The 13409-nt window shown below is 42.0% G+C and carries 9 protein-coding genes; 5 read left to right on the top strand and 4 right to left on the bottom strand.

Annotated features, from left to right (window positions below; genetic code table 11):
* Positions 1-65: 65 nt before the first annotated feature.
* The gene (locus DI077_RS02925) at positions 66-3788 is read right to left on the bottom strand and encodes a Cna protein B-type domain protein (RefSeq protein WP_109020092.1); all 3723 of its coding nucleotides are present in this window, start codon (positions 3786-3788) and stop codon (positions 66-68) included.
* A gap of 239 nt (positions 3789-4027) precedes the next feature.
* Here DI077_RS02925 and DI077_RS02920 point away from each other — a divergent pair, with 239 nt between their 5' ends.
* Genes DI077_RS02920 through DI077_RS02910 form a run of 3 tightly spaced genes read left to right on the top strand, consistent with a single transcriptional unit; the run spans position 4028 to position 7067 of the window.
* Positions 4028-5245 (top strand): DUF445 domain-containing protein, encoded by a 1218-nt coding sequence (locus DI077_RS02920; RefSeq protein ID WP_109020091.1) that lies wholly within the window; start codon positions 4028-4030, stop codon positions 5243-5245.
* A 7-nt stretch (positions 5246-5252) separates the two neighbouring features.
* A complete protein-coding gene (locus DI077_RS02915; protein WP_109020090.1) occupies positions 5253-6218 on the top strand; it encodes an NAD-dependent epimerase/dehydratase family protein in 966 nt (321 codons plus the stop codon).
* Positions 6219-6245: 27 nt separating this feature from the next.
* Positions 6246-7067 (top strand): hypothetical protein, encoded by an 822-nt coding sequence (locus tag DI077_RS02910; RefSeq protein ID WP_135354875.1) that lies wholly within the window; start codon positions 6246-6248, stop codon positions 7065-7067.
* An 83-nt stretch (positions 7068-7150) separates the two neighbouring features.
* Here the strand turns inward: DI077_RS02910 and DI077_RS02905 are convergent, their stop codons facing one another.
* The 3 genes from DI077_RS02905 to DI077_RS02895 all read right to left on the bottom strand — a co-directional run bounded on the left by DI077_RS02905 (position 7151) and on the right by DI077_RS02895 (position 11263).
* Entirely contained in the window at positions 7151-7738 is a 588-nt protein-coding gene (locus DI077_RS02905; RefSeq protein WP_109020088.1) for a hypothetical protein, read from the bottom strand.
* A gap of 214 nt (positions 7739-7952) precedes the next feature.
* Positions 7953-9662: a methyl-accepting chemotaxis protein gene (locus tag DI077_RS02900; protein ID WP_109020087.1), complete on the bottom strand. Its 1710-nt coding sequence runs from the start codon at positions 9660-9662 to the stop codon at positions 7953-7955.
* Positions 9663-10096: 434 nt separating this feature from the next.
* Complete coding sequence (locus tag DI077_RS02895; protein WP_109020086.1) at positions 10097-11263, bottom strand: acyl-CoA dehydrogenase family protein; 1167 nt, start codon at positions 11261-11263, stop codon at positions 10097-10099.
* A gap of 167 nt (positions 11264-11430) precedes the next feature.
* On the opposite strand from DI077_RS02895, the gene DI077_RS02890 reads away from it, so the two are divergent.
* Both DI077_RS02890 and DI077_RS02885 read left to right on the top strand, forming a co-directional pair.
* Positions 11431-12456, top strand: coding sequence for an alpha/beta hydrolase (locus tag DI077_RS02890; protein ID WP_242935326.1), 1026 nt, complete (start codon positions 11431-11433; stop codon positions 12454-12456).
* A gap of 41 nt (positions 12457-12497) precedes the next feature.
* A complete protein-coding gene (locus tag DI077_RS02885; RefSeq protein WP_109020085.1) occupies positions 12498-13406 on the top strand; it encodes a DKNYY domain-containing protein in 909 nt (302 codons plus the stop codon).
* Positions 13407-13409: the final 3 nt, after the last annotated feature.

Raw genomic sequence — 13409 nt, 5'->3', positions numbered from 1 at the left:
ACCAGAGGGAAACGCGCCCCTCTGGTATTAAGAATCTCTAAGCTAGCCAAATAACAGTGATTTGATCAATACATTGATCTTTCCAAAAACCCCGAAGCATTGCAATTGGAAGTTCCGACATCGGTGATGTTTTTATCGGCACCGATGCAAAAGATTTTCCACCATCTGTTGGAATGATTCGGACTGATTGCATAATTTCTTACTTCCCCGATACTACCTTTAAACACTCGTATGGTGGCACCGGATATACCCATATTGGCTTCTCCCGACCAGTTGTAGATACTGTAATAACGTACATCCTGTGACCAAATAGATCCTTTTAAGGAAATCGTTTCCGGTCCGTATCCCGTAGTGATATCATAATCCAGTTCACCATTGCCGGCTCCGAGTGGAGTTTTTCTATTCCATACGATTCTACTTCCACTATCGGTCGCACTGTATTGCAAATGGGAGTCCAAATCTCTGGGTTTTGCCCCCCAAGATAAAACAACTCTCATCTCGGAATCTCCGAGTACCGGTGAGACTAAGATGTTTTGATTGGAAGGTGTTTCCGTTCCTGCGGCAACCACAGTGCGAAAAGTAGTGGAATAAGCCTCTACGGAACTTGTACAATTTCCACGTTTTCCCGAACCTGTTACTTCCAAAGTATAATTTCCTGGAGGAACATTCGGAATCGCATAAGATCCGTCAGTTGCCGTTTTTACGGAAGCGATCGTTGTTCCGTTGCCATCAATTGCGTATGCTCCGGATTTTACATTGACTCCCGGTCGTATACGAGCCGTTAAATCACAAACTCCCGTATTGTACAAAGCGGATAATGCTCTTCCCGAAATGGCACCGGGAGTTTGAGTTCCAGGAACAAATGTAATGATATCAAAATTGGTCGTTGCATCCGCCTGGATATCCACGATTCCTTCTACGGTTTTATAACCGCTCGCCACGAAGCGAACCTTCCATCTACCTGCATTGATATTGAAAATGGTATATTGGTTTGCGTTCGAGAATGTAGTCGCTCCCGTCGAAATGGAAGCAGGCTGAACTCCCGCAGTCGGACGAATGGTTCCCGTATTCGGATCGACAATCTCAAGAGAATAAGTTCCGGAAAATGAAAATCCCCCCGGTGTACGGACAGAACCGGAAAGATGACCTTTCCCGTCATTTGTGATCACAGGAGTATTTACGGAAACCGTTCCTCCTCCACTTCCCACTTCTACGGGAAAGTAAGTAACGATGCCGTTTTTTTCCACTCGAATCGTGTATGCTCCTTGCGGAACAAATGAGAACGCATAACTGCCATTTGACTGCGAAGTGACGGATCCGATCACCTGGTCTTGTCCCGCGGTCCGAACCGAAGCAACAGTACAGGAATCGTTCACAAATCCCCCGGAACAATCCCGCCTAACATCGGCGACAAAATTTCCGGAATCAAATCTACCAAGCGTCAGAGTGGCTCCACTCACAGCGCTGGTAGAAATCGCATCCGTTACCGTTCCGGAAATAGTCGCCCGAACGTTATGAACTGCGATTCCGTTCAATGTAAATGTAGCGGGTGTCGAAGCGTATTGGTTGGTTGCCACATTGGAATTGTCCACGCTCAAAGAAGTGGCAGCCAGATAACTAGCTCTAGGTGAAGATACGACTGTATCAACTACCACAAGTTGAAAGGAGGACTGGCGGAAATAGTATTGATTGGTTGCAATCACATCAATCGATGCATTTTGATCATTATCCACTGCGATCGAATCCGCATTGGCAAGCGTGCTTGCCCCGCCGGCTTTCAAAGTCTGCAAAGCATAGCCAACCCGATCCGTATCCGAAGTCAAACCAGCAGGAAGTGTAACTACATAAGAAGAACCGTTAAAAGCAAAACTTCCACCGGATGTTACCGCAATATGTGCCAACGGTTGCCCGCCGGTTGTCGTATTGCCCAAAAGAACCGCAAAAAGTCCTGTTTGATTGGAATATAAACTCGGATTGGTAGGTGCGCTATCTCTGACAGTAATCGTTCCTGCAATCTGCGATCTATTTGTGATCGAAGTCATGGACACATTACCGGCGTTATGGTCGTTTCCATTGAGAGTAATGGTTTGGGGGCTGGAAGAACAAGGAGGTGCGTTCCCACCGCACCAGTTTTCAAAACCGGGAGCTGAAATATAGTAGGCCCATTTTCCCGCTACTGCGGTAAAATACACTTGGTTGTCGGACGGGCGGACTTCATAAACTTTGTTACCCCAAGTGGAATAATTCCACGGACCGGAACCTTGCACTGTCACCAAACAAGACGTTGTCGGAGTAATCGCACAGGAACAAATGGAAGGGGACCCGCTTGGATTCGTCGCACAATTAACACCTGCAACTGCAGAAAGAGATTCAAGAATCCAAAGTCTGGCGGCATTTCCGATCAGAGGATCACCGGTCAAATATACCAAATTGGAAGGGGCTTGTGTTCGATCCGGTTTGAAGTTGATGACGGAACCGGGAATGTGGTTAGAATTTCCGTCTCTTACAAAACCTACCACGTTGGAAGGACGGGCAACGATTCCAATAGGGGAAGGGAGAGTGATATTTTTCATACCCCCGTCCGGTGCCGCAGTGAACAAAAAGGATTGTGACACTGTGAAAAAATTGTTCGCGGAGACCTCGATATAATAAACTCCGTTGGGCAATCCCGAAGCAGTCAATTGAAAGGATCCATTACCCGAACGATTGGTAGAATCAACGACAGCACCTTGCTCGTTTTTGATTTTAATCGTAAAATAGGTTCCGGAATCTCCGGAAACCGCACCGTTGATCACCGAACCGTTTAAAGTTAGGCTACTATCCGTTGCCGCCATCCAAGGAAGAGTTGTTTCTCCCAAGGCAACGACAGTAGTAACGGAAGGATTTGTTCCTTGAAATGTAAAATGAATTGTATCGGAATTGTTTGCGTAAGGCTGGCCGTTTGAGGTAACGGAGGAGCCTTGGTATTCGATTGTATAATTTCCATTCGGTAAGTTGGGGATACTAAAGGAAAAAGTTCCGTCACCAGCAGTTGTGGTAGTTCCTACAGCATTCCCTTCGTTATCTCGTAAAACAACGGTTATCCCGGACAAAGGCCCGCTGGGAACAGTTACCCCGTTTCCGGAAAAACCGGGAGTGGAAATAGATCCTGTGATGAGCGCCGGACCGGATGTATAATACAATCTTTCCGCTTTCAAGTCTCCCACATCAACCAAGGTATAACCGTTTTGAGTAGGATCGAAAACAAAGGAAAAATCCTGATAACTGTAATTCAAACCGTTGCCGGTATTGATCAAAACTCTATAATTATTATTGGGGAGATTGTCCACATCGATGGTAAAACTACCATCCGCTTCGGCATTGGAAGAAGCGACTAAAGTGTATGAATTTCCATTTGCGACTTCAATTCTAACACTAATTAATGTTAAATCCAGACAATTGGGTGCGGAAGGTGCACCTGGTTGTCCGCATACGTCCGTAGCAGTCGTACCGGAAACTACAGGCCGAATGATTCCTGTAATTTTAGCAGGGCCTGAAGTAGGAACTTCCTGTTCCGCCTGATTTTCAGGAACTCCTCCGGAGGAGGAAGGAACGGTAGAATCACTGGATGCAGGGAGAGGAACCCCATTGGAATCGGCAGGAGTAGCTCCTGCAGAAGAATCTGCGGCATTGCCTGCTCCGCCCGAGCCAAGCAAAAACCAAAAAGGCATTGATTTGGACTTTTTAGAACAATCAACAACCAAAAAAGAGAGGGTAAGTACTAGTAGAAAAATCCCTCGTCTGTTCATAAAATTTCACCTCAAAATATTCGCTTTCTTTTACAATTCAGAAGTACGGAATTTCGCTACTTTTCCGTTTCTGCGTAGATATTAGTTTCAATTGTACAAAATACAAACAATTTTTGTCTTTTGTGTCAAATATTTGCCGGCAATATGTCGCATTGAGTATAAAAATTACGATTTTTTTCGTAAATGGAGATGAGAAATAGATTTCTTTATAGGAAATCCCCCATCCATTGGATTCCACAATGCCGCACGAACTAGTGAGCCTGGAAACTTTGAAACTATTATGCATTCCGTTCACTTATGGATTTGTAGGCTGGGTGACCAATTGGCTTGCTCTGAAAATGACATTCTATCCACTCAAATTTTGGGGAATCCCTCCTTACCTGGGATGGCAGGGAATCATTCCCAGAAAAGCACATAAAATGGCAAGCAAGTCCGTAGATGTAATCACGGAACGCTTGTTAAATATTCAAGAAGTGTTTTTAAAAGTAGATCCGGTCCGCGCCGAAAAGGAATTTTTACCTTCGATTGATTCCTCCATAAAAGAATCCATGCATGAATTTGCCGAAAGCCTGGATTCCCGAATCTGGCCTATGTTGCCGGATCTCGTAAAAGAAGAAATTTACCATAAAGTAAAAAGAGAAACAGGGTTTACCATTCGAAATGTAATCCGCAAACTCCAGGCGGATATCGATTCCTTATTCGATGTAAAAGCATTGGTTTTGAAAAAACTTTCAGGAGATAATGTGAGTTTGGTGGTCGAACTTTTTCAGGAAGTGGGCGCGCCTGAATTCAAATTCATCGAAAGATCAGGATTCTATTTCGGATTTTTGCTCGGCCTGGTTCAAATGGTGATTTGGATGTATTTTCCCATTTGGTGGACTTTACCGTTGCAAGGTGTGATCGTCGGTTATCTGACAAATTATTTGGCATTGGAGATGATATTCAGACCGCTCTACCCTACCAAAATCCTGGGAATCTTTACTTACCAGGGTCTTTTTCTGAAACGCCAAAGAGCGGTTTCTCTACTTTATGCAAAGTTAGTTGCAGAAAAAATACTCACGCCTAAAAATATTATGGAAGAACTGGTTTTTGGAAAAGCTGCCGCTGAAATTTTAGAAACCATTCGCAGGGCAATCCTCAAACAAGTCGATAATATCACAACTCTCGCAAAACCGATTCTTTATGCTTCGGGGAGATGGGAAAATTATGAAGTTGTGAAAGAAAAAATCGCAAAGACTATGTCAGAAACCGCCATTCGAAATTCCTCCGAATTGGAAGCCTATTTGGGAGAGGCGATGGAGTTGGAAAAAACAATGGGAGAAAGAATGGCAAGTTTGCCTCCCGATGAATTCGAATCGATACTCAGATCAGCATTTCAGGAAGATGAAATGTTATTGATTCTTGTAGGTGCCGCATTGGGAGCCGTGGTGGGTTGGTCCCAAATTTATTTTCTATAATGATACTATGAAAAAGATGAATGTATTAATTACAGGAGGTTCGGGAGTTCTAGGCCGCAAACTCATTGAATCCGTTTTAGAAAAATACAAAATCATTGCCATAGGCAAAGAATACGGAAGGATTTCGGAAACCATTCGACATCATAAAAATTTCAAATTTTACGAAAGGGATTTAACTGAAATTCGATCGGTTCAAGATTTTAAGATTACCGAGCCTATTGACTTAATCGTACATCTGGCAGGCGCAGTATCAGGATCAAAATTATCCGAAAAGGATTTTTTTACGATCAACGCGGAATCCACCAAACATCTGGCTGCGCTCGCAAAAGAAAAACATTCCAAAGCAATGTTACTCGCAAGTTCCGTATCCGTATACGGAGCACAGGAAGAGCCGATCTATACCACCAGTCCCACGTTAGGTTCCACAGTATATGCAAGATCGAAAATCGCTGCGGAAGAATATCTTAGAAACGCAGGAATTCCTTATTCCATTTTTCGCATAGCATCCGTTTATGGATTGAGTTCGAAAAGTTTCATACAAAAATTGTTTTCTTTGTATAAAAAGGGATTTTATCCAAAAATCAAAAACCAAAGCCCGAAATCGATCATCCATATAGAAGATCTGAATCTTGCTATCTTAGCTTGGATTGAAAGAGTATTAACCGGTGCTTCCATCCGACCGGTTTATGTCATATCCCATCCTGAATCCGTTACCATCCAACAGGTAATTGAAGAATTTAAAACTCATAGAAAACCGAGATGGGGAATCCTGGGCATACCTGTATTTCCTATTTTTATCCCTATATTTGATTTATTTTACAAGATTCTTCGAAAGTGGCAAGGACTCCCCTACCATGAATCCCCTTTGGGGCCCTTACTTCATTCCATTGAAGCTTATTCCGAGGAATCTTGGAGGGATTTGCACTTAATCCCGAAATGGGACTTGCGAAAAGGTACAACCCAGTATAAATAATGGAGAGGGAATAGGCCGATATTAAATATGATGAATGCGCGCGTTTTTCTCACCACCTTGCTACTAGTTTCCAGTGTTCCAGTTTTCGCAGGAACCTGGATTGAAGATTCTTTGGGATTTGCATTTGAATACCCGAGAGGTTGGTCGAAGGCAGTGCTTCGCAACCACGATACTGCCAGAATTCAATTTGCGAAAGCAAACAGAGAGGCAATCCTTCAAATCGATGTGGTTCGCAGAACCAAAGATTACGATCTGGATCGTTTCATCGAAGAATCGATTGATACATTTTTGCAAAAATACCCGGACCTGAAAGTGGTTCGGGAAAAAAGCCTGGAAGAAGAAATTCCCGGTTTCGATGAAACCGTATTTTTAGTTCTTCATTATGTGGAAAACAAAGTCATCGTTTCCAATCGGTTTTTGTTTCACAAAAAAGGTAACATGTATTATGTGATCCAGGCAAAAACTCCCAGAAAACAATACGGAGTTTATGCAAGAGATTTGGATCTGATTATGAAAACATTCAGAATGGAGCCGAGGGCCCGTTACCGATGGAGAAACGATAGCCTCGCCTATTTGGATCCGACAAAAGACGAAAAAGCAATTCAATACATATCCATTACCATCCGACCGATCGATAGTTTTCCAAGTGAAGACAAACCGAAAGAGGACAATACCTGGTTGAACAGTGCGGACGGATTCAAAAATCCTTTTTCCTCCGACCCAAACACTAACGATCCCTACATTCCTCAGAACAATAACTCATCTACGAATACGAACGAAAATGCAAAACCTTTGAATTCCAATCAGGAAAACGGTCCGACAGTCGTTCCTGAAACAGATCCGCTTTAGATCGAAACGATTGTTTTTACAAATCTCTCGCCCGCATAACTTTGTTATGACGGGCAAGCAGGGATCGAATTGATCCCTATTTCTTATTTAAAAAATCCTTTTTGATTTGCTTCTTTGTAAACAGCGAAAAATAAATCCTGTCTTGTTTCGTTTGCTACGGAAACAGGAAATTTGAACGGCATAACAAAGATGAGGAAAATCTGTTGCCATAAAGTCAATTTTTCTTTCTTCTCTATAACCCCTATTACCTTTCCCGCTTTTTTGAATGTACCTATTACTTTCCACTCGATGGATACGTAGGAAGGAATTACATAAAGAGTGAGCCCAGTCAAGAGTGCCATCGGTATATTCGGATCACCTATCTCCAATACTTCCAAGTCCAGAGTGTAATCGGATTTCGGCAATTGAGCTTCTACCGAAGTGAATAACAAAGAACCTTTTCCTTCCTTGATCGCAGCCTCTTCCCAATATTTGAGAAACTGAGCTTGCATAAGTTCCGAATTGCCGTTGTTGTGAACCCATTTTCCCACTGTGTTGATCCCTAAAGATTTGGAAGCGGGTTTTGCCACTTCGATCGTACCTGACTTAGGTTCTTGTAACCCTTCGCGAAACATGGCGCAGCTTGTCAAAACACTAACTAAAATCGAAATATATACATACCTTTTGTTCATTATTCGGTATTCCTCATTTGTAAATTCTAATCGATGTAAATAGGCACGAGCGTCCACGTCAATTCATTTCGACTAACAAAAATTTACGAAAAGGATGCAATAAATTATTTTTATGTTTTATTCCGCGCCAGGGATGCGAGGGCGCGAACGCGGCCAAACGAAGTTTGGCGGAAGCGTCAGCGCACCCCGTAGCAGCCCGCCCGGGCGCCCATTGTTATACTTTGAATTCGGACAAAACGTCTTTTAGATTGTATGCCATTCTGGACAAGGATTGGCTTGCTTCCGCAATTTCGGCTATGGCACTTTTTTGTTCCGTAGTTGCCAAAGATACACCTGATGTTTGTTCGGTGATTTTTCGATTAATGCCTTCCACATCTTTCGTAACTGTAATGATCTTGTTACTATAGTCCACGATCATTCGACTCGATTCGTTAATGGACTGTACCTGACCGGATTCGTCTTGCACGATGGAATTGAGAGTTTGAAAATTTTCACCGCATATTTTTACAAGTGCGGAACCTTCTTTGACTTCTTTTACTTCCTGTTTCATTTCATTCACTACGGAATGAATGATGTCTTGAAAATTTTTCACAAGCTCGGAGATTCCATCCGTTGCTTTCCTGGACTGTTCCGCAAGTCTGCCTACTTCCTGTGCAACAACGGAAAAACCTTTTCCTTCTGCTCCAGCTCTTGCCGCTTCGATTGCAGCATTCAAAGCAAGCAAACTGGTTTGTTCCGCAATCTGTGATATAACACTGACTATATTGTCTATCTCCTGGGATTCCCTGCCGAGTGTTTCGATCAATTGGTTGGATTTGCTCGCAACCGTTTCAATATTTTGCATTTGTTTCAGAACCTGATTGATCGAGACAAAACCGGAGTCAGCGGCTTTGGATGCTCTCTCCGACATGGATACGATTCCTTTGATAGCTGTGGAAATATCCTGAATCGCATTATGTATTCTCTCGGAAAGGACTACCACTTCTTCGACGGAAACGGATGCTTGTTTGGCTTGTGAATCGACGGTTTCCACGGAATTAACGACTAACATATTGCTACTGCTTGATTCTTCCGTACTGGCACTGAGCTCTTCCGAAGACGCAGCGACTTCTTCCGCTGATCGCAGAACACTGATTAACACATCTTTGATGTTTTGATTTGTTTTGGCGAAAGCGATTGCCAATTCTCCGTATTCGTCTTTTCTTTTTAGCAACTTCTCGCTTGGCCGGTCACTAAAATTCCGCTCTCCCATGGATTGCACGATACGGAGCATTTCCAAAAGAGGAGGAATGACAAGAGCTCTTAAATAAAGTCCGGTAAAAAAAATAATAAATGTCATAAACACCATTAGGATTGTGTTTGTAATCAAGTTGCTTTCCAGCAAAGATAAGCGGCGATTTCCTATAGTGTCGATTTGAGTGGAAATTTCTTTTAAGCCTCCATCGAGAACATCCGTATACGCCTGCAATTGGGATTCGGTAGTAGTTAGATAATGCTGATAAGCCTCTTCGTTTTTATTTTCCAAAGCAAGTTGAATCAGGATTTCCAGATTTTTTAAATAATTGGAACGCACTCTAGACAGAGTATCGATAAAGGTTTGATCCTTTTCGTTAAATATCAGTTCTTTTTTAAAACGTGCAATCTGTTCTGCATTATCTTTGTTCCTAAGGGTGATTTTTCCTTTGATCAATTCATTTCTTTTCAAATCTTTCGTAATCATCAGTTCCAAATAATCGCGGATATTGTTCTGCAAGTTGGATTTCATTCTTACCAAAATCAATTGTTGCTGATTTAGATTCAGATATACTCTATATTCGGAAGTAATTTCCCGGATGGAGGAAAAGATGAAAATATTTGAAACGACAATTACCGAAGAGAGGAAGATAACAACTGCCCAAAACTTTTTAGAAACGCTTAATTGCATAAAACCTTACCGGAGTTAGTATATATTTGTAAAATACTTTAACTACTCATATCAAATCTTAGATCTACTCCATTCAGACGAAAAAATAAATAATTTTCTCTATTAAGTATTCATTATCCTTAGGAAATAAATTTCCAAACAATTTACCGAAACAAGAAACAATTGACTGGTACTAGACCTATCTTTTTCATAAAAGTTCCCGAAAGTAATCAATTTTTACCGTATTGTCATTGTTAGTTTTATTTTCAAAAAGAAAGGAACGCAAAACCATATATGCAGAGAACCAAGCAAAGAATCATATTGTCGAAATTGCCAAAAGAAGGGTTTAAATGACCCCGAGGAAGGTTTGGGAAATAAAAAAGACCGCTACCACACTTTGTTCAGTGTTCTAGCGGCCTTTTTGTTAAGAAAGACGAGCTTTTCTTTGAAAGATATTATTCTTTTTTGGAAGCTGCGTCTTTGATTACATAAGCGGCAATTTCATTCTTTTGGATCTGAGTGGTTCCCTCGAAGATACAAAGAATCTTAGCATCTCTCATTAGTTTTTCCACAGGATATTCTTTCGTGTATCCGTATCCACCGAAGATTTGAACTGCATCCGTCGCACATTGCATCGCACATTCGGAAGCGTATGCTTTTGCAATTGCGGAATATTTCGGCAAAGTAGGATCGTTTGCATCGGACAAACGAGCTGCTTTGTAAGTGATCTCTCTAGCAGTTTCGACTTTGATCGCCATATCAGCTAACATATGTTGCACTGCTTGGAAAGTGGAGATTTTAACTCCGAACTGCTCTCTTTCACGTGCGTAACGTGCTGCATGGTCAAGTGCCGCTTGCGCCACACCCACACCCATAACCGCTACGAACGGACGGGAAGCATTCAATGTTTGAAGTGCGTAAACAAATCCAAGGTTTTCTTTTCCGATCAGGTTCTCTTCAGGAACTTCACAATCTTCAAAAATAACTTGGTGAGTGGAAGAAGCACGGATTCCCAATTTGTCTTCTTTCTTACCAACGATACAACCTTTTGCATCTCTTGGAACATAGAAACAAGATACTCCGCGAGTTCCGCGATTGCGGTCAGTATAAGCGAATACAGTGAATGCCTGTGCATCGGAAGCACCGGTGATCCATTGTTTTGCACCATTGATGACCCATTTGTCCCCTTTTTTCTCAGCACGAGTGCTCATGCCTGGAACGTCGGAACCGGCACCTGGTTCGGACAAACAGAAAGAAACTCCGAATTTTCCATCAGCGATAGGAGGAAGCCATTTTAATTTTTGTTCGTGAGTGGCACCTTTCAAAATAGGAAGGATTCCTAGACCGGTATAAGCGAATCCAAGAGAGATTCCGAGGCAGCCGCGAGATAATTCTTCGATGGCGAGGCACTGTTCGATAGCACCTAGTCCCCATCCGCCGTATTCTTCCGGGATAACTAGACCGTTGATTCCAAGTTCGGAACGCATTTTGTTAATGAGTTCTGTAGGATGGGCATTTTTTTCATCCCAATGCAAAGCTACTTCATGAGGGATTTCTTTTCTAACAAAATTGCGAACTAAGTCTCTGATTTCCAGTTGTTGTTCAGTGAATTGGGTATACATTCAGGGATGTTCCTTCTAGCGAATGGGGTATTTACTACCTTTTTTCGTACACGCTCTCTCGTGCAAAGGATTTTTCCTGACAGAAACCTAAAGAGAACGGAATTCTCTATTGACACAAATTTCCACAATTTTTCCGTCTTTACAGAAATTTGACACTGAGAGACCCTATGGCAGTTATGAATGCTACGAATGCTCTAATTTCCAGGAAAAGATTTTTTCTCCGATTTGTCACACTAACGGCCGTTTTTGTCATTTTTTCTTTTTGTGCCGGGAGGCCGGATTATACCCCCAAAAAAGATGTACCCAAAATCAGTTTTGAAGAATTTTATCAATCAAAACTCCGATTGAGCAAGGAAAAGGGACACAGACCGGGCAACGAAGAAAGATATATCAGCTTCGGTAAAAAAACTCCTTTGGCTTTTTTATACATCCACGGTTTTGGCGCCTCACGGGCGGAAGGCGAAGAAGTGATGGAAAAATTGGCGAAAACTTTCAAAGCAAATACCTATCTATTGCGACTTCCCGGCCATGGGACTAACAAGGAAGATCAAGCGGCGCAAAAATTTTCGGACTATCTGGATGCGGCCAGTGAAGCATTGCATATGATGCAGGGCCAAGGAGATAAGGTGGTTGTATTCGGATCTTCTCTCGGAGGACTACTCGGGACTTGGCTTGCTTCCGAATTTCCCGAAGAAGTGGACGGACTCGTACTCGGAAACCCTTTCTACGCCCCTACTGCGGGAGGACTCGGTTTGTACAATTACCCGGGCGGCCTAACCCTTGTACATATACTGAAAGGCAAAATCAGAAATTCAAGTCATAACGACAATCCGAAAGTATTACCGCAAAGAAACGATTATTGGTATCCCGAACAGTATTACTCAGCGTTAGTTGGTGTAAACGATTTGAAAAATTATGCCGCAGTCCCCGAGGTATTCGGAAAAATTTCAAGTCCGGTATTGCTATTATACTATTATAAGTCTGAAACGGAACAGGATCCTACCGCAAGCGTCTCAGCAATGAGATCCGCCTTTACTCAGTTTGGTGCTGATAAAAATCCGAATCCCTTGAATCGGGAAGTCAGAGTGGAAGACGGAATGCATGTACTCATGTCCAAATGGGTCATCACGGACAAAAAGTTTATCGAAAGCGAAACCGCGAAATGGATCAAAGACTTGGCCAAACTTAAGTAAGCAAGCACGGGCAAAAGTCGCTTATTTACGAAAAATTTATAATGATAACCGGAAAACACTATTTGATCTTGGTTTTTCTGTTTCTATCCTGCTCCCAAGGTTATCATTATAAATATTGGTTTTTTCCTTATTACGAAGATCATAAGATTGATACTACGGACAGGGAAGGATTTGCCATTTTAGATCGGTATTTTGCCAAAGATAAAAATCATATCTATTACAAGGAAAACCGATTGGCGGATATAGATCCTAAGTCCTTTCGGATTTTGAATCATACCTATTTTTCAGACAAGAAGAGTGTGTATTATATTTCCACTAGGACGGAATTAAAAACCAATTCTCCGAAAGCCTGGATCATCATTATTCCTTTGGATTTGAAAGTCTGGACGGAAGACAAATTGGCCTTGGTTCCTTTGGAAGATTCCGATCCGGAAACATTTCAAATCTTAAAAAACAGAGAGATCGATACCGCCTACGGAACCGATGAAAGGCGCTTATATTACGAAGGAACCAAATTGGAAGAAGTCGATAAAGATTCGATCCGGGTATTGGATTCGAATTTTTACGACATCATCAAAACGGAAAAATCCATTTATTATAAAGGGGAAAAAATTCAGGATGCCGATCCCGGAACATTTCTGTTATACGATAACTACGCGAAAGATAAAAAGAGATGTTATTATTTTAATACCTTAACAGTGCATGCGTTTTCCTGTAACGCAAAAGATTTCAAACCGTTGATTTATCCCAATCCGTTGGATTCTAAAATTTCCATGGATTCGGATTATGCAAAGGATGATGCGTCCGTATTTTGGCAGGGCACCAAAATCAAGCAGGCGGATGCAAAATCATTCACATTAGATTTGGAGAAAACCGATTGTCTTTACCCGGGAATGTGTGGAAAAGATAAAAACTTTTCTTATGAATCCGGACAAACTAACAACAAATAATCG

The sequence above is a fragment of the Leptospira kobayashii genome (genome assembly GCF_003114835.2).
Classification (GTDB): Bacteria; Spirochaetota; Leptospiria; order Leptospirales; family Leptospiraceae; genus Leptospira_A; species Leptospira_A kobayashii.
This window is presented reverse-complemented; position numbering and strand designations above follow the sequence as displayed.